At 70.6% G+C, this 24,336-nt stretch carries 22 protein-coding genes and 1 pseudogene; 9 read left to right on the top strand and 14 right to left on the bottom strand.

Annotation, left to right across the window (positions count from 1 at the left end; translation table 11 throughout):
* The first annotated feature begins 12 nt into the window (after nucleotides 1–12).
* A complete protein-coding gene (locus tag HNR02_RS23295; protein WP_179775246.1) occupies nucleotides 13–924 on the top strand; it encodes a LysR family transcriptional regulator in 912 nt (303 codons plus the stop codon).
* A 96-nt stretch (nucleotides 925–1,020) separates the two neighbouring features.
* Here the strand turns inward: HNR02_RS23295 and HNR02_RS36810 are convergent, their stop codons facing one another.
* Nucleotides 1,021–1,827: an AraC family transcriptional regulator gene (locus HNR02_RS36810; protein ID WP_179775245.1), complete on the bottom strand. Its 807-nt coding sequence runs from the start codon at nucleotides 1,825–1,827 to the stop codon at nucleotides 1,021–1,023.
* Nucleotides 1,828–1,920: 93 nt separating this feature from the next.
* On the opposite strand from HNR02_RS36810, the pseudogene HNR02_RS23285 reads away from it, so the two are divergent.
* A pseudogene (locus tag HNR02_RS23285) lies at nucleotides 1,921–2,921 on the top strand (NADP-dependent oxidoreductase).
* Nucleotides 2,922–2,931: 10 nt separating this feature from the next.
* On the opposite strand, the gene HNR02_RS23280 reads toward HNR02_RS23285, so the two are convergent.
* Complete coding sequence (locus HNR02_RS23280; RefSeq protein WP_179775244.1) at nucleotides 2,932–3,435, bottom strand: Lrp/AsnC family transcriptional regulator; 504 nt, start codon at nucleotides 3,433–3,435, stop codon at nucleotides 2,932–2,934.
* Between the two features lie 162 nt (nucleotides 3,436–3,597).
* Between HNR02_RS23280 and HNR02_RS23275 the strand changes: the two genes are divergently transcribed.
* Nucleotides 3,598–7,059, top strand: a complete 3,462-nt coding sequence (locus HNR02_RS23275; protein ID WP_179775243.1) for an indolepyruvate ferredoxin oxidoreductase family protein — start codon at nucleotides 3,598–3,600, stop codon at nucleotides 7,057–7,059.
* 113 nt (nucleotides 7,060–7,172) lie between these two features.
* Here the strand turns inward: HNR02_RS23275 and HNR02_RS23270 are convergent, their stop codons facing one another.
* Nucleotides 7,173–7,934 (bottom strand): 3-hydroxyacyl-CoA dehydrogenase, encoded by a 762-nt coding sequence (locus HNR02_RS23270; protein ID WP_179775242.1) that lies wholly within the window; start codon nucleotides 7,932–7,934, stop codon nucleotides 7,173–7,175.
* A 306-nt stretch (nucleotides 7,935–8,240) separates the two neighbouring features.
* Here HNR02_RS23270 and HNR02_RS23265 point away from each other — a divergent pair, with 306 nt between their 5' ends.
* Nucleotides 8,241–8,576 (top strand): hypothetical protein, encoded by a 336-nt coding sequence (locus tag HNR02_RS23265; RefSeq protein ID WP_179775241.1) that lies wholly within the window; start codon nucleotides 8,241–8,243, stop codon nucleotides 8,574–8,576.
* Nucleotides 8,577–8,585: 9 nt separating this feature from the next.
* Here the strand turns inward: HNR02_RS23265 and HNR02_RS23260 are convergent, their stop codons facing one another.
* Complete coding sequence (locus tag HNR02_RS23260) at nucleotides 8,586–9,446, bottom strand: helix-turn-helix transcriptional regulator (protein ID WP_312861100.1); 861 nt, start codon at nucleotides 9,444–9,446, stop codon at nucleotides 8,586–8,588.
* A gap of 86 nt (nucleotides 9,447–9,532) precedes the next feature.
* Between HNR02_RS23260 and HNR02_RS23255 the strand changes: the two genes are divergently transcribed.
* A complete protein-coding gene (locus HNR02_RS23255; protein WP_179775240.1) occupies nucleotides 9,533–9,751 on the top strand; it encodes a tautomerase family protein in 219 nt (72 codons plus the stop codon).
* Nucleotides 9,752–9,795: 44 nt separating this feature from the next.
* Here the strand turns inward: HNR02_RS23255 and HNR02_RS23250 are convergent, their stop codons facing one another.
* From HNR02_RS23250 to HNR02_RS23240, 3 genes are all read right to left on the bottom strand, one after another.
* Entirely contained in the window at nucleotides 9,796–10,647 is an 852-nt protein-coding gene (locus tag HNR02_RS23250; RefSeq protein ID WP_512698886.1) for a DUF72 domain-containing protein, read from the bottom strand.
* A 237-nt stretch (nucleotides 10,648–10,884) separates the two neighbouring features.
* A complete protein-coding gene (locus tag HNR02_RS23245; RefSeq protein WP_179775239.1) occupies nucleotides 10,885–11,664 on the bottom strand; it encodes a FadR/GntR family transcriptional regulator in 780 nt (259 codons plus the stop codon).
* Nucleotides 11,665–11,736: 72 nt separating this feature from the next.
* Complete coding sequence (locus tag HNR02_RS23240; RefSeq protein WP_218903053.1) at nucleotides 11,737–13,038, bottom strand: type I glutamate--ammonia ligase; 1,302 nt, start codon at nucleotides 13,036–13,038, stop codon at nucleotides 11,737–11,739.
* A 154-nt stretch (nucleotides 13,039–13,192) separates the two neighbouring features.
* Between HNR02_RS23240 and HNR02_RS23235 the strand changes: the two genes are divergently transcribed.
* Genes HNR02_RS23235 through HNR02_RS23225 form a run of 3 tightly spaced genes read left to right on the top strand, consistent with a single transcriptional unit; the run spans nucleotide 13,193 to nucleotide 16,671 of the window.
* Entirely contained in the window at nucleotides 13,193–14,566 is a 1,374-nt protein-coding gene (locus HNR02_RS23235) for an aminotransferase family protein (protein ID WP_179775237.1), read from the top strand.
* Between the two features lie 6 nt (nucleotides 14,567–14,572).
* On the top strand, nucleotides 14,573–15,313 hold the full coding sequence (locus HNR02_RS35590; protein WP_179775236.1) for a gamma-glutamyl-gamma-aminobutyrate hydrolase family protein: 741 nt from the start codon (nucleotides 14,573–14,575) through the stop codon (nucleotides 15,311–15,313).
* On the top strand, nucleotides 15,310–16,671 hold the full coding sequence (locus HNR02_RS23225; RefSeq protein WP_179775235.1) for an aldehyde dehydrogenase family protein: 1,362 nt from the start codon (nucleotides 15,310–15,312) through the stop codon (nucleotides 16,669–16,671). The genes HNR02_RS35590 and HNR02_RS23225 overlap by 4 nt, the downstream gene beginning before the upstream one ends.
* On the opposite strand, the gene HNR02_RS23220 is transcribed toward HNR02_RS23225, so the two are convergent.
* The 7 genes from HNR02_RS23220 to HNR02_RS23190 form a co-directional block, all read right to left on the bottom strand.
* Nucleotides 16,655–17,323, bottom strand: coding sequence for a TetR/AcrR family transcriptional regulator (locus HNR02_RS23220; protein WP_218903051.1), 669 nt, complete (start codon nucleotides 17,321–17,323; stop codon nucleotides 16,655–16,657). The two genes, HNR02_RS23225 and HNR02_RS23220, sit on opposite strands and share 17 nt — an antisense overlap.
* A 144-nt stretch (nucleotides 17,324–17,467) precedes the next feature.
* A complete protein-coding gene (locus HNR02_RS23215; RefSeq protein ID WP_179775234.1) occupies nucleotides 17,468–18,520 on the bottom strand; it encodes a phosphotriesterase family protein in 1,053 nt (350 codons plus the stop codon).
* A 17-nt stretch (nucleotides 18,521–18,537) separates the two neighbouring features.
* Complete coding sequence (locus HNR02_RS23210; RefSeq protein WP_218903049.1) at nucleotides 18,538–18,894, bottom strand: cupin domain-containing protein; 357 nt, start codon at nucleotides 18,892–18,894, stop codon at nucleotides 18,538–18,540.
* Between the two features lie 30 nt (nucleotides 18,895–18,924).
* Entirely contained in the window at nucleotides 18,925–20,142 is a 1,218-nt protein-coding gene (locus HNR02_RS23205) for a cytochrome P450 (protein WP_179775233.1), read from the bottom strand.
* 30 nt (nucleotides 20,143–20,172) lie between these two features.
* Nucleotides 20,173–21,645 (bottom strand): APC family permease, encoded by a 1,473-nt coding sequence (locus HNR02_RS23200; RefSeq protein ID WP_218903047.1) that lies wholly within the window; start codon nucleotides 21,643–21,645, stop codon nucleotides 20,173–20,175.
* 61 nt (nucleotides 21,646–21,706) lie between these two features.
* Entirely contained in the window at nucleotides 21,707–22,162 is a 456-nt protein-coding gene (locus HNR02_RS23195) for a flavodoxin domain-containing protein (protein WP_179775232.1), read from the bottom strand.
* Between the two features lie 22 nt (nucleotides 22,163–22,184).
* Nucleotides 22,185–23,465 (bottom strand): NAD(P)-binding protein, encoded by a 1,281-nt coding sequence (locus HNR02_RS23190; RefSeq protein ID WP_179775231.1) that lies wholly within the window; start codon nucleotides 23,463–23,465, stop codon nucleotides 22,185–22,187.
* A 198-nt stretch (nucleotides 23,466–23,663) separates the two neighbouring features.
* Between HNR02_RS23190 and HNR02_RS36530 the strand changes: the two genes are divergently transcribed.
* The gene (locus tag HNR02_RS36530) at nucleotides 23,664–24,323 is read left to right on the top strand and encodes a TetR/AcrR family transcriptional regulator (RefSeq protein ID WP_218903045.1); all 660 of its coding nucleotides are present in this window, start codon (nucleotides 23,664–23,666) and stop codon (nucleotides 24,321–24,323) included.
* Nucleotides 24,324–24,336 lie beyond the last annotated feature (13 nt).

The raw sequence follows: 24,336 nt of genomic DNA, 5'->3' as shown, positions 1-24,336 counted from the left end.
TAGCCTGAGGGCATGACACGTCTGCCCGACATCGAGTCCCTGCGGCTCCTGGTCCTTGTCGGCAGCCACGGCAGCCTCACCGCGGCCGCCGAAGCGACCGGCATCAGCCAGCCCTCGGCGAGCAAACGCATGAGCAGCTTCGAACGCTCACTCGGCCTGCAACTGCTCGACCGGTCGCGCCGCGGGTCCACCCTGACCTCCACCGGCAGGCTCGTCAGCGGCTGGGCCGAGCGTGTCCTCGACGAGATGGCGGTCATGCTCGAAGGCGTCGACGCGCTGCGCCGCGAACACACGGCGCAGCTGTCACTGGCGGCCAGCCTGACCGTCGCCGAGCACCTGCTGCCCACCTGGATCGGCGAACTCCGCCGGTCCAGCCCCGACCTGCACGTGGGCCTGCAGGTGATGAACTCCAACCGGGTCCACGAACTCGCCCGGCAGGCCGAGATCGACATGGGGTTCGTCGAATCACCGGGCAGGCTCGCCGGGGTCCACTCGCGCGTGGTGGCGCGGGACCGGCTCGTCCTCGTCGTCTCCCGCGAGCACAAGTGGAGCCGCCGACAGCGCCCGATCGGCCCGGCCGAGCTCGCCGCCACACCGTTGATCAGCCGGGAAACCGGCTCCGGCACCCGCGACACCGCGGAACGAGCGCTGCTCGCCGCGGGATTCACCCCGGTGCCACCACTGATCGAACTCGGCTCCGCCACCGCCGTCCGCAGCGCGGTCGCCGCCGGCGCCGGGCCCGCGCTGATCAGCGAACTGATCGTCCGCGGTGACCTCGCGAGCGGAGGGCTCACCCGGGTCCCCACGGCCGACATCGACCTCGCCCGCACGCTGCGCGCCGTGTGGAGTTCACGCCGCCGCCCGACCGGCCCGGCGGGACAACTGCTGTCCATCGCCCTTCGTGGCGCTGTGCCCGCGTTCTGACCAGAGCGTGGCCGGCCGGCCGGCCGTCCCGGCACGTCACGATCCGGCCGGCATCGCGACCTGTTTCCAGCCGCGGCGACACGAGTGCACCGGCTGTTACGGCCGGCCCGCCACGCCGACCCGGCGATGGCGAGCCGCCTGGACCTGAGTGGCGCGGTAGCGACCGGGTGTCTGGCCGACGAGATCGGTGAAGGCATCGATGAAGCTGCTCGGGTTCGCCCATCCCAGGCGCATCGCCGTGTCGGTGACCGAGGTGCCTTCGCAGAGTTCGAGCACCGCGCGCTGGACCCGCAGCAGCGTGCGCCACTGGTGGAAGCTCATCGACAGATCGCTGCTGAACAAGCGGCTGAGGGTTCGTTCGCTGGAGCCGGTCCGGTGCCCCAGCTCCGCCAGCGTCGCCGGATCGGCCGGATCGGCGTGCAGCAGGTCGGTGACGGCCTTGAGACGGGTGTCGCTCGGCTCCGGGAGGCGCAGTGGCTCCCGCGGGGCGCGGGCGAGCTCGGTGACGACGACTTCGAGCAGCAGACGGGCGCGGGGGCCGTCAGCCGGTTCCCGGTCGTCGAGGAGCGCGAGGTACGCCTCGCGCATCAGCGCGCTGGCCACGAGCACCGATGGCTCCGCCGGCAGCCGCCCGGCCGACGCCGCCGGAACCGGGAGCAGCCGGACATCGGTCTCGCCGTACGAGCGGCTGCCGTGCACGGAAAACGGTGGCACCCAGGTGATGCGGTTCGCCGGCGCGACCCAGGTGCCTGCCTGGGTCACGGTGACCAGCGCACCCGTGGCGGCGTACCGGAGCTGACCGAAGTCGTGGAAGTGCGGGGCGACGCCCTCGCCGTGGGCCAACGGCTCGCACACCGCCGAATCGGCGCTCCACAACACCGGCTCGTTCATGATCTCGGTCATCGGTGCCAGCGTAGCCCGCGTTCGCCGGCTTGGCGGGATATCGCATTTTCCTGGCGTGGTACCGGTGGTACGCCCTGTCTCGGGGCGTCGACCATGGACGAATGCCGGAGGTCGGCCGGTTTCCGGCCCGAACCCCGGATCGTTCCACGCACCCGAAACAGGAGAGTCATGCGAGTCATCACCCAGCACAACCTCGGCGGTCCCGAGGTGCTCACCGTCGTGGACGCGCCCGAACCGCGGCCCGTGCCGACCGAGGTTCTCGTCCGGGTCAAGGCGATCGGGCTGAACCCGCTGGAGGCGCGCCTGCGCGAAGGTGAGTTCCCCCTGCTCGGTCAGCCGCCGTTCGTCCTCGGCTGGGACATCAGCGGGGTGGTCGAACAGGCGCTGACCTGGCGGTTCAGGCCCGGCGACGAGGTGTTCGGAATGCCGGCGTTCCCGCGGGCGGCGAACGGGTACGCGGAGGTCGTGGCGGCGCCGGCGCTGCACCTGGCGCGCAAGCCCGCGTCGCTCTCGCATGTCGAGGCCGCGGCGCTGCCGGTCGTCGGGCTGACGGCGTGGCAGGGCCTGGTCGACCTCGCCGGGGTGAGCGCGGGCGATCGCGTCCTCGTCCACGGCGGTGGCGGCGGGGTCGGCCACGTCGCGATCCAGATCGCGAAAGCGCTCGGCGCCCACGTCATCACGACCGCGAGCGAGCGCAAGCGGAAGTTCGTCGAGGAACTCGGCGCCGACGAGGTGATCGACTACACGACGGCCGACTTCGCCGAGGTCGTCCGGGACGTCGACATCGTGCTCGACACGCTCGGCGGTGACACCGCCCGGCGTTCGCTCGACGTGCTCCGCGCGGGCGGTCACCTCGTGACCGCGGTAGCCGACGAGGACACGGACCTGATCGCGAAGGTCGAGGCGGCGGGAATGCGGTTCAGCGGTATCGGGGTCGACCCCGACCGTTCGCCCTGCGCGGTCTCGTCGAACTCGCCGACCAGGGCAAGCTCCGGGTCCACGTGCAGGAGACGTTCCCGTTCGAGCGCGTCGCCGACGCGCACCGGCTGCTGGACACCGGTCACCTGCAGGGCAAACTCGTCCTCACCGTGTGACCCGCGTGGCCTACCGCGGCGGCGGGGTGGAGCGTCCCCATCCCTTCGCCGACGTGAGGCGGTCCAGCAGCGGCCATACGCGGTAGCGGACGACCGTGTTGACGATCAGGGTCGTGTCGGTGTGCCGGACGCCGGGGATGTTCACCAGATCGATGGCGATGCGCTGGATGTCGCTGACCGAACTGGAGGCGACCAGGACCACGAGATCCTCACGTCCGGCCTGCGTGCGCGCCTCCAGCACCTCGGGCACCTCGTCGAGTGCTTCGATGATCTCGGGGATCCCGCGCTGGTCGACTTCGAGGCTGATGTGGGCCTGCACCGGCAGGCCGATCGCCGCCAGGTCCAGCTCCGGCCGGAACCCCCGCAGCACACCGGATTCCTCCAGGCGTCGCATCCGCGCCTGGATCGTGTTGCGGCTGACCCCGAGATCGCTCGCCAGCTGGGCGATGCCGGTGCGCCCACCCTGTTCGAGCTGCCCGATGATCTCCGCGTCGAGCCGGTCCAAGGTTGTCATATCGGCCACTCCTCCAGTCCGAGCACCACCGTATCTTGTCGGTCTGCATAGTTGTTGCCGGATGAGTTGACCGATCCGCCAGGTAGATCGAGAGTTACCACAACGGTGTGACCCATGCCATGGGCCGCACCACGCGCACGGCACCAGGAACGGAGGGACGCGATGACCGGCACCCTGCAGCACCGCGCATCGACCGGGTACGACCTCGACGACCGGTACCGGACCGGTGCTCCGGGCGTGCTGCTGACCGGGGTGCAGGCGATCGCCCGGCTGCTCGTCGAGCAGCACGAGCTGGACCGGCGGCAGGGCCGCCGGACCGCCACGTTCGTCTCCGGATACCAGGGCAGCCCGCTCGGGGGCGTGGACCGGCTGCTCGGCGGGATGCCCGAAACGCTGGCCGCGCACGACGTCACCTTCGTGCCCGGCCTCAACGAGGAACTCGCGGCCACGGCGGTGTGGGGCTCCCAGACGGACCTTCCGGTCGGCACCTCGCGCTACGACGGTGTGGTCGGCGTCTGGTACGGCAAGGGGCCCGGCCTGGACCGCGCCACCGACGCACTGCGTCACGCGAACATGTTCGGCGTCAATCCGGACGGCGGCGCGTTGCTGCTCGTCGGGGACGACCCGGGCAGCAAGTCGTCGACCGTTCCCGCGGTCAGCGAACGGTCGCTGGCGGCGCTGGGCATTCCCGTGCTGTTCCCGCGCAACGCGGCCGAGATCGTCACGCTGGGCCTGCACGGGATCGCGATGTCCCGCGCGTCGGGCTGTGTGGTCGCGCTCAAGATCGTCGCCGATGTCGCCGACGGTGCCTGGACCGTCGACGACGCCGTGTCCCGGATCCGGCCCGTCGTTCCACCGTCCACCTGGGACGGACGACCGTGGACCTACCGGCAGCGCACCGTCGACCTCGCTCCCGGCCACATCCAGTCCGCCGAGGCCGACCTGTACGGTCCGCGCGCGGCCACGGTCGTCGCCTACGCCGCGGCCAACGACCTCAACCCCGTCGTGGTGGACCCGCCCGCGCCCACCGTCGGCCTGATCGCCTCCGGGAGCACCTACGACGCGCTCCGCCAAAGCCTCCTCGACCTCGGCGTCGACGACGCCCAGCTCGGCCGGTCCGGGATCAGGGTGATGCGGATGGGCCTGATCCACCCCGTCGACCGGGCCGCCGTCGCGAAGTTCGCCGCCGGCCTCGAAGAGATCCTCGTCGTCGAGGACAAAACCGCCTTCCTCGAAACCCAGATCCGGGACGCGCTCTACGGAACCGCCCACACACCACGGGTCCTCGGGAAGAAGGACGCGGACGGCCGTCCGCTCATCCCGCACGACGGTGAGCTGACCGCCGCGCGGCTGGCGGCCCCGTTGCGCCGGATGCTGCGCGACCGCGTCCCACTCGCCGCCCCCGCCCGCGGTCCGATCCCGCTGCCCGTGCTGAGCACCTCACGAGCGCCCTACTTCTGCAGCGGGTGCCCGCACAACCGCTCGACCGTGCTCCCGGAAGGCTCCGTCGGCGGAGGCGGCATCGGCTGCCACACGATGGTGACGCTCGAAGGACGGAAATCGTCGTCGGTCACCGGGATCACCCAGATGGGCGGCGAAGGGGCGCAGTGGATCGGCCAGGCACCGTTCACCGATGTCGGCCACATCTTCCAGAACATCGGTGACGGCACGTACTTCCACTCCGGACAGCTCGCCGTCCAGGCGTGCGTCGCCGCCGGGGTCAACATCACCTACAAGCTTCTCTACAACGAAGTCGTGGCCATGACCGGGGCGCAGGACGCCGAGGGTGCGCTCCCCGTGGAGGCACTGACCCACAAACTCACGCGCGAAGGCGTCAGCCGGATCATCATCTGCGCCGACGAGCCGGGCCGTCACCGCCGTCGCAAACTCGCCAAGGGCACGCTGCTGTGGCACCGCGACCGGCTCGACGAAGCCCAGCGCCTGCTGCGGGACACCCCGGGCGTCACCGTCCTGATCTACGACCAGCACTGCGCCGCCGACGCCCGGCGGCAGCGCAAGCGCGGCACGCTGCCCGCGCGCACGACCAGGGTCGTCATCAACGAAGCCGTCTGCGAAGGCTGCGGCGACTGCGGCCGGAAGAGCAACTGCCTGTCGGTGCGTCCCGTCGAAACCGAGTACGGGCGCAAGACGCGGATCGACCAGACCTCCTGCAACACCGACTACAGCTGTCTCGACGGCGATTGCCCGTCGTTCGTCACCGTCGAGATCGACCCGCGTGCCGGGCGGGCGCGGCACGAGATCCCCGGTCCGCCGGAGGTCCCGGCCCCCGCGCCGTCCGGACGGCCGGGCGCCCAGAACGTGTTCCTCGCCGGCATCGGCGGCACCGGCATCGTCACCGTCAACCAGGTGCTCGCCACCGCCGCCGTGCTGGCCGGATTCGACGTCGAAACCCTGGACCAGACCGGGCTGAGCCAGAAGGCCGGACCGGTCACCGGTCACCTCCGTTTCTCCGAAACGGATCTCGCGCCCTCGAACCGGGTCTCACCGGGCACTGCGGACTGTCTCCTCGCCTTCGACCTGCTCACCGCCGCCGAACCCCGTCACCTGGCCTACGCCGACCCCACCACGACCATCGCCATCGCCTCGACCAGCGAAACCCCCACCGGCGACATGGTGTACGACCCGGCCGTCGGTCATCCGGCGGCGGACGACCTCGTCGCGCGCCTGTCTTCCGTGAGCGCCGAACTCCACACGTTCGACGCCCTCGCCGCCGCGCAGGCCCTGTTCGGCAGCACCGCGGCCGCGAACTTCCTCCTCGTCGGTGCCGCGTACCAGAGCGGCGCGCTCACGATTCCCGCCGACGCCATCGAGGAGGCGATCGGTGTCAACGGGGTGGCCGTGTCCGCCAACGTCGCGGCGTTCCGGTGGGGCCGGGCCGCCGTCGCGGCGCCGGACCGCTTCGCCGCCGCGATCGCACCACCGCGACGGGCGAAGGTTCCCGTACGGCTGGAAGCGCTGGCCGGATCGTCACTCGACGGCGAGGTCCGCCGCCTCGTCGAGCACCGGGCCGCCGAGCTCGTCGAGTTCCAGAACGCGCGGACGGCCGAGGACTACATCCGGTTCGTCGAACGGGTGCGGGACGCCGAACGTGCCGTCACACCGGAAACCCGCTTCACCGAAGCGGTCGCGCGCTACCTCCACAAACTCACCGCCTACAAGGACGAGTACGAAGTCGCCCGCCTCCTCACCGCCCCCGGGTTCGCCGAGGCCGCCACGGCCGAGGTCCCCGGAAGCGGGCGGGTGACCTTCCAGCTGCACCCGCCGATCCTCCGCGCGCTCGGACGGAAGAAGAAGGTCCGGTTCGGCCCCCGCTCCCACCGGCTGCTGCGCCTGCTGGCCGGTTTCAAGGGACTGCGCGGCACCCCGTTCGACCTCTTCGGGTACGCCCGCGTCCGGCGGCTCGAGCGCGCACTGGTCGCGCACTACCGCCAGGTCGTCACCGGCCTGGCCGAGAGCCTGACCCCCGAGAACTACGAACGCGCCGTCCGGATCGCGACCCTGCCCGATCTGGTGCGCGGGTACGAAGGTGTCAAACTCGCCAACCTCGCCGTCTACCGCGAACGCCTCGCCGCCGAAGGGATCGAGGTGGCGGATCTGACCTGACCGGCCGGTATGCGGGGGGCGGCATTCGCCGCGACGAGCGGGTTCCGCGGGGTCAGGGCCATGGGATCAGCAGGCGGCATCGACCCGAGCGGCGCGCTTGCGGGCGCAGCCGGTCAGCGGGGCGCCATGCGGATGGCGCCGTCCAGCCGGATGGTCTCACCGTTGAGCATCGGGTTCTCCACGATGTGGCGGGCCAGTGCCGCGAACTCGGCCGGATCGCCCAGCCGCGACGGATGCGGCACCTGAGCGCCCAGCGACGCGATCGCGTCCTCCGGCAGCGTCGCGAACAGCGGCGTGTGGAACAGGCCCGGCGCGATCGTGACCACCCGGACCCGCAAGCTCGCCAGGTCACGCGCGATCGGCAGCGTCATGCCGACGATGCCGCCCTTCGACGCCGAATACGCGGCCTGCCCGATCTGCCCGTCGAACGCCGCCACCGACGCCGTGTTGACGATGACGCCGCGTTCCTCACCCACCGGCTCGGCCTTCGAAATCCGCTCCGCCGCCAGCCGGATCACGTTGAACGTCCCGATCAGGTTGACCGAGACGACCTTGGTGAACGCGTCCAGCGGGAAAGCACCTTGCTTGCCCACCGTCTTGATCGCGTTGCCGATGCCCGCGCAGTTGACCGCCACCCGCAGGGTCCCCAGCCGCTCGGCCGCGTCCAGCGCCGCGGACACCTGGGCCTCGTCGGTCACGTCCGCCGCGGTGAACGCGACACCGTCCCCCAGCTCCTTCGCGACCGCTTCGCCCCGCGACGAGGGCAGGTCCACGATCATGACCTTCGCACCCCGACCGTGCAGCTCCTTGACCGTCGCCAGCCCCAGACCCGACGCGCCACCGGTCACCGCCGCGACCGCGTTGCCGACCTCCATGTCGCAACACCCCTTTCAGCCGGGCGACAGATTAGCGACTGAACGAGCGCTAAGTCCACCCGTGACGTGACGCCGCGCGGGCCACGCGCCCCAGCGCGCCGAGCGTCTCGCGGCTCCTGGCGCAGCCTCGCATCCCGGGCCGGGCCGCACGGCTCTTCCTGACCCGGCGGCGATCGCCGAACCGGACAGGCGTGCCCGGCGGGTGCATGTCAGGCAAAGTTCACCGTTTCGGCATGTTCCGGGTGCGGCGCACTGGTAGCTTTCCCCCCGATCGCAGGTTCGCCCCGTACTCGCAAGGAGCAGCACATGACCACCACGCGCCTTCCACGCCGCGCCACGGGGCACCGCCGGGGCGTTCGCGCCCTCGCCGCAACCGTCCTCACCTCCGCCCTGGGCGCACTGGCCCTGGTGACCGCCGCGCCCGCGTCGGCGACGCCCGACGACTGCACGAGGTGGACTTCCGGCTCACGCGGGCAGACGATCAACGTCGTGTGCACGGCGGGCACCGGCCACTACGGCATCGCCGCGGCCTGCTGGGACGGGTCCTCGGCCACCAGCAAGGTCGTCGGCATCGGCGAGACCGCCTCCGCCATCTGCTACAACAGCTCCGTGCGCAGCTCCATCCTCCACTTCTTCGCCTGATTCCGCCCCTCAGCTCCGGCCGGTGGCGAAGGTCTGGGCGCCGAGTACCGCCAGCATCTCCAGCTTCTCGGCGCTGCCGGTTCCGAGAGCGGGCGTGAACCACAGGAGGCGCTGGCGGCCGTCCTCGCTGAAGAGGTTGAGGCAGTTGACCTCCACCAGCCCGAGGGACGGGTGGATCAGGCGCTTGCGATCGTTCCGGCGGAACGCCACGTCGTGTTCGTCCCAGATCCTGGCGAACTCCGGTGAGCGCAGACGCAGATCTTCGATCATCGACTGCGCTTCGGTGTCCCCGGAGTCGCGGCGTGCGGCGGCAGCGCGCACGTCGGCGACGAACGCTCGCGACTGGGCATCGTGGTCTTCCCCGGGGTAGAGCGTCCTCGACCGGGGTTCGGTGAACCACCGGTGGACGAAGCTGGCCCTGCTGCCCCGAAACCCCGACTGGTCCCCCAGCAACGCGACGGCCATCGGGTTCTGCACGAGGGTCACGTGCAGGTCGGTGATGACCTGAGCGGGCGTGGTGGGCAGCCTGCTGATCAGATCCAGCATCCCCGGAGGCACGTGGGAAGCCGGACCACCCGACCGGGGGGTGGGGCGGTCGGCAAGGTGATACAGGTGCCGGCGTTCGTCATCGGTCAGTCTCAGCGCACGGGCCAGCGCGGCGAGCATCTGTTCCGACGGCTGGGACCCGGCTCCGCGTTCGAGTTCGTTGTAGTAGTCCACCGAGGCCCCGGCCAGCTGGGCGACCTCGTCGCGGCGGAGCCCGGTCACCCGCCGCCGGGGGCCGGCCACCAGACCCACCTCTTCGGGGCGGATGCGCTCACGCCGGGACCTGAGGAACGCGCCCAGCTCGACCAGTTTCCGGGAACTCACCTCACCAGTGTGCACCGGTGGCGGGACGTCGAAGCAGGGGACGGCATCCCCTGTTTCCCCTGGTGCACTGCCCGCAAGATGGTCACATGCCTTTCGCCAACTTCAAGGTTCCAGCCGGTACTCTCACGGCCGAGGACAAGCAGAAGATCGTCGAACGCACCACCGACCTCTACGCCGAAATCTACGGCGAGCGCGCGCGTCCGACCACCGTCGTGCTCGTCGACGAAGTCGTCGACGGCGGGTGGGGCGTGGCGGGCACCATCCTGACGGCCGCGATGCTCAACGGCGAACCCGACAGCCGGTGACCCTCCGGCCTCCTGCTTCCCGCCGCCGTTTCCCCTGCCCGTGCTCAGAACAGCGTCGCGGGCTCGACCGGCTCCGGCTCGGGCAGTGCGCCGAGTCCGGGTACCAGCGCTCGAACGTCGTCGTGGAAACGGCGGGCGAGCGACGGTGCGTCGTGGTTGTCGGGGGTGTGCAGGAAAACCGTCGGCGAGCGGCCCTCGCGCAGCCACCCGGCGACCACCGCCGTCCACGGCCGCCACCCCGCGACCGTCTCCTCGACCGAGTCCCGGCCGAGGTAACGGACGATCGGCCGGTCGGTCAGTGCCCGCGTCCGCCGGGGCAGGCGCGGTTTCCGGTCCCAGGCTTCCTGCTCGGCCTCGCTGGACGGCGGGCTCCGGAAGAAGACGGTGGTGTCGAACGGCACCCACTCGGCGTCCGCGGCGGCCAGCGCCCTCTCCAGCAATGACGTCGAGCCGGGATCGGTGAAGAACCCGGGGTGCCGCACCTCGACTGCGCGCCGGCGCGCGGCGGGGAGCCGGCGCAGGAATCGGACGAGGGCGTCGACGTCCGGCGGGCCGAACGAGGCGGGCAACTGCGTCCACAGGACCGCCCGCTCACCCAGGGGTTCGATCGCGTCCAGGAACGCCCGCATCTCGGCCTCGACCCCCGCGAACCGGCGCTCGTGGGTGACGACCTTGGGCAGCTTGACCACGAACCGGAAGCCGGGGCCGGTCTGCCGCGCCCAGGTGGCGACGGTGTCGCGGGCGGGAGTCGCGTAGAAGGTGGTGTTGCCTTCGACCGCGTTGCACCAGCCGGCGTAGGCGCGCAGTCGTTCCCTCGCCGGCAGCGACGGCGGCAGGAACCGCCCGGACCACGCCTTGTGGTTCCACATCGCGCAGCCCACGTGCAGACGTGTCACTCCGCCGGCTCCCCTCGATCGTGAGGGAAAACTACTATCCCGGACGGCTGTTTCCCCGCGCGACCCCGGAAACGACCGGGCCGACGAGCGACGGTGCACCACGGCGGTCCTGTCGGGGAAGCGGCGGGACAGGACATGGCTCTGGGGAAGATGGGTCATGAAGCCGCGCGCCCTCGCACCGCAACTCAAGGCGCGCGCGAGCCCAGCCTGCAACACTGGTTCCGGCCGCCACAGGGGTCAGGCAGAGGGTTCCGGGTGGCGTTCCCTGAGCGTGGCGAGCAGTTTCTGCACGCTCCACATGCTGCGTTCGACGTGGGCACGCATGGCGCGTTCCGCCTCGGCAGGCTCCCGGCCGCGCACGGCCGCCAGGATCTCGTCGTGTTCGGCGATGGTGGCTTCGTGGAAGGTGCCGCCCTCCGGGAGCAGCGCGAGCGCGGGGTGACAGCACTGGCGGGACTCCTCGATGCCGCGCACGAGGAACGGGTTGGCGGTGATGTGGGCCAGCGTGAGGTGGAAGACCGCGTCGCTGCGCATGAACGACGCGTCGTCCGGCGACTCGCGCAGCTGGTCGTGCGCGGACTGGAGCGCGGTCAGTTCCGCGGCCGTGCGCCGCTCGCTCGCCAGCCTCGCCACGGCAGGCTCCACCAGGCACCGGTACTCCATCGCCAGCCGGATCTCGTCGCGGTTGCGGACCGCTTCGGAGATCACGCCATGAAAGCGTGACTCGTCCTCGCTCGCGCCCCGGACGAACGCGCCACCGCCGCGGCCGCGGCGCTGTTCGATCAGGCCTTCCGACCGCAGCTGCCGGAACGCCAGCTGGACCGGCGTGCGGCCGACGCCGAGCATCTCGGCGAACTCCCGCTCCGAGGGCAGTGCCGACCCCGGCGGCAACAGCCCCAGCCGGATCTCCCGGCGCACGAGGTCGGCCACGTACCGGTTGGCGTCGACCTCCGGGGGCGGCAACGCGACCGCACGCGGAGACAACCCGCTGACGCTCAACCCCACCGGCTCAGGCACCCGTCGCGCTCCCCCGCCCAGAGACACCACTCACCTGCCCATGCTAGCAAGCGCCGGGCCCGGCCCCCGGCCTCACGAATACCGTTCCCGTTCCCACTCGGTGACGGCGTTCTGCCACGCGTGCAGTTCCCATTCGCGCGTGCGCAGGTAGTATTCGCAGAATCCGGCGCCGAGCACCTTGTCCAGTCCGGCGTCGCGCCGCCGGAACTCGGCCACGGCACCGTCGAGGCTGGACGGCAGCGGTTCGTCGTACCGGTCCAGTCCGCCACGGTCCGGAATGGACGGTTCGATGAGTCCGAGGTGGACCGAGGCCGCGATGGCCGCCAGTGTCAGGTAGGGGTTGCAGTCCGCGCCGGGGCGTCGCAGCTCGAAGCGGCTCGAACTGGGACCGCGCAGCAGGGCACGCAACGCGAACGACCGGTCGTCGGTGCCGCAGGACGCCCGCACCGGCGCGAAGTAGCCGGGCACGAGCCGTTTGTAGGAGTTGATCGTGGGGTTGTAGACCAGGCTCAGCGCGGGCAGGTTCGCCAGGACCCCCCAGGCGATCCGGCGGTAGGTCTCGTCTTCCAGGTCCGTCTCGGCCGACCGCAACACGTTGGCACCACTCTCGTCCCACAGCGAGAAGTGCACGTGCGCGCTCGACCCTTCCTCCCGCGCGAACGGTTTGGCCAGGAAACTCGCCCGCAGCCCGTGCGGCCGGGCCGCCTCGGCCGCGGCGAGGCGGAGCAGCGCGGCCGTGTCGGCGGCGGCCAGGCCGTCCTGCGGGTCGACGTTGACCTCGATGAGGCCGGGCGCCCCCTCCGCGTGCACCACGGACAGGTCCAGCCGGAGGGCGTCGGCGTAGTGCCGCAGCGTGCCGAGGAACCCGGCGACCTCGGACAACGTCAACGGGCTGTAGCTGAGACCGGAGGTGGCGGGTTCCCACCCACCGGCCCGAAACAGCCGGAACTCGAACTCGAACGCCGCCCGCACGCGAAGTCCCTGGTCGGCGAGCGCTCCCAGTGCGCGCCGCAACACCTGGCGCGGGCTGACCTCGCACGGCAGGCCGCTGGTTTCGTGGAGATCTCCCAGCAGCAGTGCGGAATCCGGGAACCACGGCACCGGCCGCCAAGTGGTCTCGTCGGGCCGCAGCAGCAGGTCCTTCGCGCCGCCGTTGAGCCCCATGGACGGCAGTGTCGTGATCGGTTCGTCCCGGGGATCCACGGCGAGCAGCAGGTCGGTGGTCGGCAGCCCCTCGGCGCGCGCCCGGTCGTCGACGAGCCGGGGTTCGACCATCTTGCCGCGCAGGCCGCCGTGCAGGTCGGGGAAGAGCAGCAGGAGCGAGCGCACGTCGGCGGGCGGCGTGCCCGCGGGGGTGGTGGCTGTCGCAGACATAGTCATCCCTCGACTTCCTCAATGGATTCCACCATGAGCCTTTTTCTAACAGAAGCACTCGGCGGCCCGCAAGGTTCCGCTTGACGCCGCCCGCACCGTCCCTTACAAAAGGAGTGTCTACCGCTCCAATTAGCCGAGCACGAGGAGTGAGCCGATGACCGCAGCGTACGACCGGGACCCGCTGGAGACCGCCGCGCTGGAACACCTGTGGCTGCACAGCAACGACCTCGAGTGGAACGAGCTCACGCACGGCGGGCTCCGGGTGTTCGTCGAAGGGCGTGGCGCGACGCTGACCGACGTACGCGGCGGCACCTACCTCGACGGGCTGTCCGGCCTGTTCGTCGTCGCCGCGGGCCACGGGCGCACCGAGATCGCGGACGCGATGGCGGCACAGGCCAAGAAGATCGCCTACACCGCCGCGTCCAACGCGGCCAACCCCGCCGCGATCACGTTGGCGGAAAAGATCAGTTCGCTGACCCCGGGCGATCTGGACCGCGTGTTCCTGTGTTCCGGGGGCTCGGAGGCCGTCGAGAGCGCGATGAAGATCGCCAAGCAGGTCCAGGTGATGCGCGGCTTCGGCAAGCGGTACAAGATCATCGCCCGGCGCGGGTCCTATCACGGCACCACGTTCGGCGCCGCCAGCCTGACCGGCAGCGCCGACGAGAGGTACTTCGGACCGTTCATGGCCGGCGTGAGCAAGGTCCCCTCCCCCAACCACTACCGCAACGTCTTCGGCCTGACGGGCGAAGCCGGCGACATCATGTGCGCCCGCTTCGTCGAGCAGGAGATCCTGACCCAGGGCCCCGAGCACGTCGCGGCGGTCATCGGCGAGCCGATCTCGGTCGCCAACGGCACCCACCTGCCCGGCCCCGTCTACTGGCGGATGCTGCGCGAGATCTGCGACCGCTACGGCGTCCTGCTCATCATGGACGAGGTCATCACCGGCTGGGGCCGCACCGGCACGTGGTTCGCCGCCGAGCACTACGGCGTAGTGCCCGACCTGATGACCATGGCGAAGGGACTGTCCAGCGGCTACGCGCCGATCGCCGCGGTCGCGGCGCGCTCGTCGCTGTTCGACGACTTCCGGCCGGACGGCCGGGCGCTCAACCACCTGATCACCTTCGGCGGTCACGCCGTCGCCGCGGCGGCCGCGCTCAAGAACATCGAGATCCTCGAACGGGAAAACCTCGTCGAGCGTTCGGCCGAGATGGGCACCTACCTGTTCGAACTGGCCCAGCGGCTGCGCGAGCACCCGACGGTCGGCGACGTCCGCGGCGGGCAGGGCCTGTTGTGCGCCATCGACTTCGTCAAGGACAAGAGCACGAAGCAGGCGTGGGGCACCTCGCACCCGTTCATCAAGTTCCTGGCACTGCGCACCCAGGAAGAGGGTCTGGTGACGCGGGTGTGGGACGTGCTGCACCTCGCGCCGCCGTTCGTCCTGACCCGCGAGGAGGCCGAGCGGGCGATCGAGATCGTCGACCGCTGCCTCACCGAGGCGGAACACAAGTTCGCCGACGAGATCGCCTGACACGCCATGACCACACCCGTCATCGGAGTCTGCGCGGCGTTCGAACCCGCCCGCTGGGGGTTCTGGGACCAGCAGGCCGCGATCCTCCCCGACACCTACCTGGCCAAGGTACGCGCGGCGGGCGGCCTGCCGGTCGGCCTGGTGCCCGACCCCCGTGCCGTGGCGCGGCCCGGTCTGGTGCTGGACCGGGTCGACGGTCTGCTGCTCATCGGCGGCGTCGACCTGGAGCCAGAGACGTATGGCGCGCCCAAGAGCGCGCGCACCGAGGCGACCGTGCCGCGGCGCGACGCGTTCGAACTGTCCCTGGCCCGTGCCGCGCTGGCCCGGAACCTGCCGGTGCTGGGGATCTGCCGGGGCATGCAGATCCTCAACGTGGCCGCGGGCGGCACGCTGCACCAGCACCTGACCGACTCCGGGTTCGCCGAACACCGGCCCAGCCCCGGACGTCTGGACAGCGCGACCTTCCACGAGGTCGACGTGGTCCCCGGCTCGCACGCCGCGTCGCTGTCGGGCAGTGGTGTGCAGATCGTCAACTCCCATCACCACCAAGGGGTGGACGAGCTGGGCGAGGGTGCCGTGGTGACGGCCTGGTCCCTTCCGGACCGGCTCGCCGAGGCCATCGAGTTCCCGTCCCGCCAGTACGCCCTGGGTGTCCAGTGGCACCCGGAGGTCGACCACCTTCACCACGCGCTCACCGTCTTCGTCGCGGTCGCGGCGCGGACGGCCAAGGAGGAGCAGCCAGCGTGACCACCCTCGACGTCATCGAGCCCGCCACCGAGCGCGTGCTCGACACACTCGAACTGACCGATGTCGCCGAACTGGACGCCGTCGTCGCCCGCGCCGCGACGGCGCAGAAGCTGTGGGCCGCGGAATCCCCGCAGTACCGCGGGCAGGCCCTGCTCGCGGTCGCTGCGGCGATCGAGTCGAACGCGGAACGACTGGCACGGCTGGAATCCCGCAATGTCGGGATGCCGATCGCCGAAGCACGTGGCGCCGTCGCCGGCGCGGCCGCGACGTTCCGCTACTACGCGGCGGCGCCGGAACGGCTGCTGGGACACACCATTCCCGTCGACGGCGGTGTCGACATGACCTTCCGCGAGCCGATCGGGGTCGTCGGCCTGATCACCCCGTGGAACTATCCGCTCACCATCGCGTCCTGGAAGGTGGCACCCGGTCTGGCCGCGGGCAACGCGATCGTGCTCAAACCCGCGGAGCTGACCCCGCTCACGGCACGCGAGCTGGCGGCGATCGCGACCGCCGCCGGACTGCCGGAGGGCCTGCTGACCGTGCTCGTGGGCCCGGGCCGGACGATCGGCCGGGCGATGGTCGAGCACCCGGGGATCGGCAAGATCGCCTTCACCGGGTCCACTGACGTCGGCAAGGACATCGCGCGGCGCGCGGCGGGCACGCTCAAGCGGGTCACGCTGGAGCTGGGCGGGAAATCGGCCGCGCTGGTGTTCGCCGACGCCGATCTCGACGCCGCCGCGAGCGGGCTGACCGGTGCCGTCTTCGGCAACTCCGGGCAGGACTGCTGCGCGCGGTCCCGCGTGTTCGTCGAGCGGCCCGCGCTGGAGGGATTCCTGGAGCGGCTGGAGAAGGTGGTCGGCGGCATCGTGGTCGGCGATCCACTGGACGAGAACACCCAGATGGGGCCGCTCGTGTCGGCCGGGCAGGCGGCCCGCGTGCGGGCTCATGTGGACGGTGCGCCGGTGCTCTTCCGCGGCTCCGCACCGGAGGGGCCCGGTTACTGGATGCCGCCCACGGTGCTGCATCCGATCGATGACGCGCACCCGGCGGCGCGGGAGGAGATCTTCGGACCGGTCGTGTCGGTGTTCGCCTTCGACACCGAAGCCGAGGCGGTGGTCCGCGCCAACGACACGGTGTACGGCCTGGCCGGGTCGATCTGGACGTCCGACGCCGCGCGGTCCCTGCGCGTGGCGCGTGCGGTCGACGCCGGTGCCCTCGCGGTCAACTCCTACACGTCGGTGCGTGTCACCACGCCCTTCGGCGGGTTCAAGCAGTCCGGTCTCGGCCGTGAACTGGGCCCGGACGCGCTGGATGCCTACACCGAGGTGAAGAACGTCTTTTTCAGCACGACGGGCTGACGGCGGCATGGCCCGCGAAGAAGTGCGTGAGCATGAAGTGGGCCTGGGCGAGGACGGCGGGATCGCCGTCCTCGTCGTCGGTGAAGGCGAACTGGACGAGCCGTTCCAGCGCGTGCAGGGCCACGCTGCAGTGGGCCTGGGTGAGCCCGTCGAAGGCCGGGGCGTGCTGCCGGAACTGCTCCAGGACGCGGCCGGCCCAGTCCTCGATGACCAGCTCGTCGAGGGTGCGGACGCGTTCGGTGAGGTTCTGCCGCACCCAGAGCTCGCGGACCAGCGGGATCCGGTGTTCCTGCGTGTAGTAGCCGGTCAGGATGTCGACGATCTCGGTCCACTGCTCGCCCGGCCGGTCTTTCAGAGCGCGCGTGAGCCCTTCGGTCGAGCTCTGCATCTGGCGGTGACACAGCTCTTCGAGCACCCGTTCGGGACTCTCGAAGAAGGCGTAGAACGAGCCCCGGCTGACCCCCGTCTTCTCCAGCAGCAGGGTCGGTGACCCCACCACCGCCTCGTAACCGAGGTTCTCGACCAGCTCCGTCGCGGTCTCCAGCACGTGCTCGACCATCGCGCGGGAACGTTCCTGGACCGGCAGCTTGCGCAGTCCCCCCGTGACCGGGGCACGTGGGCCGGATCTGCGCTCGTACGCGGTCCGTCTCATCGGTACTCCCCCGTTCCACCTGTTACGACCACATTACACGACTGCAGTCGCGTTACCAACCTGGACTCCAGTCAGGTTTCGCGGGTGTCAGAACGAAAAGAGGGCCCCCGGCCGGCAGCCGGGGGCCCTCTGGTGCGCTCGCGATCAGACCGGGGCCAGCGGCAGCACCGTCTGCGCGTTGCGGACCAGGATCTGGTCGAGCACGTCGTCGTCGGCCCCCTTGCGCTTGAGCCACGGCACGATCACGCGGTGGATGTAGCCGTAGCCGTTCCCGCCGAACTTCTGCCTGCTGGTCTTGAAGCAGATGTCGTGCGAGAGCAGCAGCCGATCGGCGAGACCGGCCTTGATGAGACCGAGGATGGTCTCCACGCGCAGCTCGTCGGACGGGTAGACGAAGTCCACCTCCGGCTCGTACCCGCTGGGGTAGCCGAACAGGTCGAGTTCGACGTAGCAGCCGAGCTCGGCGACCACGTCCGGGAACCGCGGATCGCGGGAGAACCCGTCGCAGTGCCCCATGATCACCCGGCTCATGTCGGCACCGAGGTCGGCGATGCGGCGGCCGATCTCGAGCAGTGTGCCTGCTCCGGGCACGTAGTAGGGGTTGTGGATGGACAACGCGGCGCCGGTCTGCCGGTGCGCGCGCACGCTCGCCGCGAGCGCCCGCTCTTCCAGCGGGTCGATCGGCCAGGACAGGCCGACCTCGCCGACGATGCCGGCCCGCACGTCGGTGCCCTCCATACCGACGGTGATGTCCCGGGCGATCTCGTCGACCATCTGGTCCTCGGTCATGGACCTGCGCTCGCCGGGCCAGCTCGCGGCCACGTAGTAGGACGACCCGGCCACGATGTGCACGCCGGTGACCTCGGAGACGTACCGCAGACCGGCGGCGTTGCGGCCCATGCCGATCGGGGACAGGGTGACCAGTGTACCGACGCCGAGGCCGGGCAGGACCGAGAGCTCGTCGATCGCGTCCTTCTCGTCGCCCATGTGCAGGTTCCCGCGGTTGGCGCACGGGTTCTCGCGCCAGTGCCACAGGTTTTCCAGCGTGGGGCCGGCACCGGGGTCGGCGGAGGCGCGCGGGTCCTCCCCCGGGTCCCAGTACATGTCCACGGCACCGAAGACGTGCTCGTGCGGCAATGTGGAGCCCATTTCCGCGGGGTCGATGTCCCCGCGGACGGTGCGTAGTGTGCCCGGCATCTGTCGCTCCTTTGTGGTCAGAAAGCCGTGTAGACCTTGAACACGGTTTCGTGGATGTCCCACGTGCCCGCCCAGCCGAGCGGGAACACGGCGCTGTCACCGGCCTTGATCTCGTAGGTTCGGCCGCCGTCCTCGGTGACGGTCATGCGGCCTTCGAGCACGGTGACGGACTCGTTGGTCTCGAAGACCCAGCGGGACGGCCCTGGCGCGCACTCCCAGAGGCCGACTTCGAGCACGCCGTCGCCGGTCCACAGCTTCTTGCCCGCGGTCCGCATCGGCTCGCCGGTGGCTTCGGGCAGGGGACCCCAGTCCTCCAGCTCGATCGCGCGCGCGTCGGTGAGGACCACGGTGGGCACCGAGGAGGTGTGTGTCATCGCTGCTGTTTCCTTTCGCTGGGTGAACGGTCAGCTGTGCAGCCGCAGGGGCAGCGTGTAGTAGTGGCGGGAGGCGTCGGTGTTGCGCATGTCCGGCTCGGCGGTCAGCTCGACGCGCGAGTACCGGGCCGAGATCCGCTCGAACACCACCCGGATCTCGGCTTCGGCGAGCAGCCGTCCCTGGCACCCGTGGCTGCCGAAGCTGAACGTGAGGTTCCGGGTCTGCTCCGGGGGCCGGGTGAAGTCGAACTCGTCCGGGTTGTCGAACACCGCCGGGTCGTGGTTGGCGGCGCCGAGCATCAGGCGCAGGCTGCTGCCCGCGGGAACGTGGACGCCGTGGATCACCAGGTCCTCGGTCGTCGTCCGGGTCACGACGGGCTCGGGCGCGTCGAAGCGGGCCAGTTCGGCGACGAACGCCTCGTGCCGGTCCGGATGGGCCCGGAAGGCGTCCAGGAGTTCCGGTTCCCGGGTGAACAGGTGCAGGCCCGAGCAGATGAGGTAGGTGGCGTCCATGTGGCCGACGACGTAGAAGAACAGCGTCGTCGCCAGGACTTCCGCGGCGCTCATCTCGCCCCGGTCCTGCGCACCCAGCAGCGAGTCCAGCAGCCCCTCCCCCGGGTTCGCCCGCTTGAGCTCGATCAGCGCGGCGGTCCGACGGCGCAGTTCGTCCAGCGCTTCCTCGGCCCGTTCGAAGTCACGCGGGGCCGGGCGTGCGCTGAGGATGGGCATCGCCTGCCGCATCAGCCGCCGCACCCCGTCGTGGTCGTCGGCGGGAACGTCCAGGACATGGCAGACCGTGCGGTGCGTGACTTCCACCGCCAGGTCGGAGCCGTCGACGAGCCCGTCCGGGCCGAGTCCGTCGAGGAGCCGGTCGGTGAACCCGGCCGTGGTCTCGGCCCATTCGCGGACCCGCTTGGGGGTGAACCACTTGCTCGTCTGGCGGCGCAGCCGGGTGTGGCCGGGTTCGTCGTGCCCCAGCGCCATGTCCAGGAGCACGCGCCAGGCGCCGGCCTTCTTCCATTCCGGCGCGATGCGGATCGAGGGCAGCCGGCCGTAGTGCATCAGGTCCTCGTACCGGGTGAGCACGAAACTGCCGTCGGCGTCGTCCCGCATGATCGGCGCTTCGGCCAGCGCGCGGGCGTAGTAGGGGTAGGGGTCGATCCGGAACCGCGGGTCGGTCCACGGCAGGAACCCGGTGACCTCCGGGCAGTCCGCCGGAACGGTGGCCGCGCTCGTCCGAGCGTCCATGGGCGTTGTCCTTTCCGTAGTCGTGACTGATCAGCCCGCGGTCTGGCCGAGACCCGCGAAGGTCCGCGGCCGGGCCGCTTTCAGATAGAGCGCGAGCCCCACGCCGGCCACCGCGGAGACGGCGAGAACGGTGAGCAGCACGAGGTTCTGTCCCGGCGCGCCGCCGACCACCAGATCGAAGTGCAGGACGGCGAGCACCACGGTCGTGCCGAGCGCCGTCGCCGCCATGCCCGGGGCGAAGTAGCACTTGAACCAGTTCTCCCCGGCGGACCCGCCGTGGCGCGCGAACCACGCGATCACCGACACGCTGACCAGTGCCATCAGGGTCAGCAGGCCAACGGTGGCCAACCCGAACAGCTGCGCGTCGAGCCCGGTGCCCGCGGTGTTGGTCAGGCCGAGTGGCAGCAGGACCACGGCGACGACCAGGGCCGTGACCGTGGACGCGCGGGCAGGCGAGCGGTGGCGGGGGTGCACCTTGGCGAGGTAGGCGGGTAGCGCCCGGTCGCGGCCGAGGTTGTAGAGGTAGCGGGCCACCACGTTGTGGACCGAGATCGCCGCGGCGAGCTCGGAGGTGATGATGAACAGGAACGTCAGCTGCGTGAAGAACGGAGCCACGAACTGCCCGATGGCGTCGGGGAACATGGACTTGGGGTCGTTGGTCGCCGCGTCCACCGCGCCCGAGCCGTAGGCGGTGGTGAGCAGGTAGCACGACAGGATGTAGAGGACACCCACGAACAACACGGCGCCGTAGGTGGCGCGGGGAATCGTGCGGTCCGGAGCGCGGACCTCGTCGCGGAACACCGCGGTGGCTTCGAAACCCAGGAACACCATGACCGCGAAGAGCATGGTGACGCCCACGTCACCGTGCGCCAGCGCGGACGGCGAGAACGGGGTGGCGGAGAAGCCGTCCGGGCCGCCACCGCGCAGCACGACGGCCACGTTGAAGGTCAGGGCGATCGCGACTTCCAGCACCATGGCGACGCTGAGGACCCTCGCCGACACCTCGATGTGGAAGTAGCACAGGACGCCGACCACGGCCCAGGCGATCCCGGCCCACAGCCACCACGGTGTCGCGGGCCCGTTCACGCTCGAGATGAGTTCCGTCGCGGTGAGGCCGAGGAAGACGAAACACCCGCCGAGCATCAGCAGATAGGACACGACCGCAAGGAAGGCCGCGCCCAGTCCGCTGACCTTGCCCAGTCCGGCGCTGACGAACGCGTAGAAGGAACCCGGTTTCGGAATGCGCCTGGTCATCGTCACGTACCCGACCGCGAACAGCAGCAGCAGGATCGTGGTCGCGACGAAGGCGAGCGTGGCGCCCCGCCCGCCGAAGGTGATGGTGAACGGGATGAACCCGGCCACGACGGCGATGGGCGCCGAGAAGGCCAGTACGGTCAGCATGAGGGAGCCGGCCCCCATCCGGCCCGAGAGCCTGTCCGGAACGGCGCCGGTGCCGGGGTCCGTGGTCGACGGCGGGTTGACGACGGGCGTGCTGTCACTCATTTCTGGTGCCTCTTTCGGAGGAGGTGAGTGTGCGGCGGTGGCAGGTGCCGTTCCCGGCCGGTCAGGACGGCGTGGCGACGGCGAGGACGGTGCTCACCCAGGCGACCGCGACGTCGGACGGATTCAGCCCGCTGTCCGCGTCGTGGTATCCGGTCTCCCCGATCTGGGTCGCGCCCAGTGCGGTGAAGGTGGCCCTGAGGGTGGCGACGCCGAGGTTGTACGTTTCGTAGGTGCTGTCGCCGAGACCGAACGCGGCGAACCGGACACCGGACAGGTCGGGTTTGGCTTCCACGAGCGCGTCGTGGAAGGGCGCGGCGGTGTCGGGCAGGTCGCCTTCGCCGTAGGTCGACACCACGAGGACGACCATGTCCGCCTCGCCGAGATCGTCGACGGCGTAGTCCTCCATGTCGGCTACCCGCACCGCGGTCCCCTTCTCCTGCAGCGCGGCGGAGATGTCGTCGGCCACCAGTTCGGCGTTGCCGGATTCGGTGCCGAAGAGGACGATCAGCTCGTTCACACCCGGTCCTTTCTGTCGTCGGTCAGTGAGCGCCGGTGGCCAGCGCCAGCATCCGGTCGAGGTCGGTGATCTTGCGACGGCACCGGCCGGGCCGCGCCGACCGCTCTTCGGCGGCCTCGATGCGCTGCCAGTCGCGGAACCCGACCACCCGGCAGGCGAGCAGGTCCGCGACGCCGGCGAATCCGGGCCTGCCCGCCGTGATCCGGCCGGCTTCGAAGTCGTCCACGATGGACCGGACGACACGCTGGGCGTGCTTGCGGTTTTCGGCGATCGTGCCCCGCGGGCCCCGGCTGAGCCATCCCACCCGGTACACGTGGTCGTCCGCCCAGTCCGGACCGGGGCATCCGTCGTCCTGCGCCGCGCCGTGCGTGAACCCGATGGCGGTGACGACGGAGTCGGTGACGAACTCGACCGGTTCGCCACCGTCCCGGCGTCGCGCGGTCAGGACGGTCCGGCCGTCCCGGGTGGTCACCGATTCGGGGACGAGTCCGAAGTGGAAGGTCACGCGGGTGCGGCCCGGCTCCTCCCGCGCCGGGACAGCACACGTCCGCAGCAGGTCCGCGACCGGGCCGCGGTCCTGGTCGCCCAGCCCCGGGGCCCCGATGTCCACACCGTCCAGTGCGATGAGCTCGCGGAGCATGGCCGCGTCGCACTTCGCACCGGACGCGTCGGACCGGGCGACCACGTCGAGGACCGCCGGCCGCGCCGGGCGCAGTTGCCCGAGCAGTTCGTCGTCGATGTCCGATCCGGTGAACGCCTCGGAATCCTTGGACAACAGCCGGAGCACGTCGAGTGCGACGTTGCCGATCCCGACGACGAGCACCCGCGAACCCAGCGGCGTGCGGGGCAGGCCGTGATGGGGAAACCCGTTGAGCGCGCGCAGCAGCGCACCCGCTCCAACGACCCGTGCCCGTGGATCGCGCGGCACGTCGAGTTCGCGGTCGCCGGGAAGACCGGTCGCCAGCACGACGACGTCGAAACTCGCGGCCAGGCGGGCGAAGCCGATGTCGCGGCCTACCGTCACGTTGCCGGCGAACCGGATGCCGCCGCGGGTGAACAGCCGGTCGAACTGCCGCACCACACCCTTGGTGCCCTGGTGGTCGGCGGCCACCCCGTAGCGGATGAGCCCGTAGGGCGCGGGCAGCGATTCGAAGACGGTGATCTCCGAGTCCGGCCAGGTCTTGGCCAGGAACTGCGCGACGTAGCACCCGGAGGGGCCACTGCCCACCACGGCGACGGTGGGACCGGCGGTCCCTGCCGGCGCGGGCGGGGGGACGTGTTGCGACGAGTGCGTTCCGACCATGCCATCACCTCGCGTAGCGCTATGACTGCGGGAACAGACTAGGATCGAGATTTGAGACGCGACCACAGTCGCGTTCGACGTAGATTAATACACGACTCGCGTCGTGTCCACCGCTCGACTTCGCGGAGTTCACGCGTACACTCGTGAGCCACCGCCGGAGTCACCACCGTGCGGCGCAGCCCACGCGAAGGAGCGTTCGTGTCACGACCGGCTTCCCGGACGCTCGCCGCCGCCTGGCACGAGCGGCTCGACGGCGGCCTGCGCAAGCAGCCGGTGCAGGAACGTTCCCGCACGATGATCGAGCACGTCCTGACCACCGCGGCGGAACTGGTCGAGAACCTTGGCTACGAGGCGGTGGTGGGGTCACCGACCCTGCTGCTGGAGAAGTCCGGCGTCAGCCGGGGCTCGTTCTACGCCTTCTTCGAGACTCCGGAAAGCGTTCTCGACGAACTGTGCTACCGGCAGATGCGGGACGCGACGGGAAGTTTCCAGCAGGCCCTGGACGACCGGCCCGGGAAGCGGTGGGCCGAGATCGTCGACGTGGTGATCGACTACTACACGCAGGAGCACCGGATCCCGCTGATCCGGGAACTGTGGGTGCGCCAGAACCTCACCGACCGCGTCCGCACCCTCGACGAGCTGTGCATCGAGGACTGGGCCGGCCGCGTGCTGCACCAGTTCCAGCGCCACGCTCCCCGCTTCGGCGAACTGACCCAGCTGCACTGCAGCGTCGCCCTGCACGCACTGGAACGACTCGTCCAGTTCGCCTTCGCCGACGACGGGGACGGCGACGCGACCGTTCTCGCCCAGGCCCACTTCATGCTCACCCGATTCTTCGCGGGCCACTCCGGCGAGTAGCGCCGGGACCGGC

The sequence above is a fragment of the Amycolatopsis endophytica genome (genome assembly GCF_013410405.1).
GTDB classification, from domain to species: domain Bacteria; phylum Actinomycetota; class Actinomycetes; order Mycobacteriales; family Pseudonocardiaceae; genus Amycolatopsis_E; species Amycolatopsis_E endophytica.
This window is presented reverse-complemented; position numbering and strand designations above follow the sequence as displayed.

What these genes read in the sequence shown, in the direction of transcription:
- HNR02_RS23295 (WP_179775246.1), top strand. Translation starts at nt 13, where the DNA reads ATGACACGTCTGCCCGACATCGAGTCCCTGCGGCTCCTGGTCCTTGTC.
- HNR02_RS36810 (WP_179775245.1), bottom strand. Translation starts at nt 1,827, where the DNA reads ATGACCGAGATCATGAACGAGCCGGTGTTGTGGAGCGCCGATTCGGCG.
- HNR02_RS23280 (WP_179775244.1), bottom strand. Translation starts at nt 3,435, where the DNA reads ATGACAACCTTGGACCGGCTCGACGCGGAGATCATCGGGCAGCTCGAA.
- HNR02_RS23275 (WP_179775243.1), top strand. Translation starts at nt 3,598, where the DNA reads ATGACCGGCACCCTGCAGCACCGCGCATCGACCGGGTACGACCTCGAC.
- HNR02_RS23270 (WP_179775242.1), bottom strand. Translation starts at nt 7,934, where the DNA reads ATGGAGGTCGGCAACGCGGTCGCGGCGGTGACCGGTGGCGCGTCGGGT.
- HNR02_RS23265 (WP_179775241.1), top strand. Translation starts at nt 8,241, where the DNA reads ATGACCACCACGCGCCTTCCACGCCGCGCCACGGGGCACCGCCGGGGC.
- HNR02_RS23255 (WP_179775240.1), top strand. Translation starts at nt 9,533, where the DNA reads ATGCCTTTCGCCAACTTCAAGGTTCCAGCCGGTACTCTCACGGCCGAG.
- HNR02_RS23240 (WP_218903053.1), bottom strand. Translation starts at nt 13,038, where the DNA reads ATGTCTGCGACAGCCACCACCCCCGCGGGCACGCCGCCCGCCGACGTG.
- HNR02_RS23235 (WP_179775237.1), top strand. Translation starts at nt 13,193, where the DNA reads ATGACCGCAGCGTACGACCGGGACCCGCTGGAGACCGCCGCGCTGGAA.
- HNR02_RS35590 (WP_179775236.1), top strand. Translation starts at nt 14,573, where the DNA reads ATGACCACACCCGTCATCGGAGTCTGCGCGGCGTTCGAACCCGCCCGC.
- HNR02_RS23220 (WP_218903051.1), bottom strand. Translation starts at nt 17,323, where the DNA reads ATGAGACGGACCGCGTACGAGCGCAGATCCGGCCCACGTGCCCCGGTC.
- HNR02_RS23215 (WP_179775234.1), bottom strand. Translation starts at nt 18,520, where the DNA reads ATGCCGGGCACACTACGCACCGTCCGCGGGGACATCGACCCCGCGGAA.
- HNR02_RS23210 (WP_218903049.1), bottom strand. Translation starts at nt 18,894, where the DNA reads ATGACACACACCTCCTCGGTGCCCACCGTGGTCCTCACCGACGCGCGC.
- HNR02_RS23205 (WP_179775233.1), bottom strand. Translation starts at nt 20,142, where the DNA reads ATGGACGCTCGGACGAGCGCGGCCACCGTTCCGGCGGACTGCCCGGAG.
- HNR02_RS23200 (WP_218903047.1), bottom strand. Translation starts at nt 21,645, where the DNA reads ATGAGTGACAGCACGCCCGTCGTCAACCCGCCGTCGACCACGGACCCC.
- HNR02_RS23190 (WP_179775231.1), bottom strand. Translation starts at nt 23,465, where the DNA reads ATGGTCGGAACGCACTCGTCGCAACACGTCCCCCCGCCCGCGCCGGCA.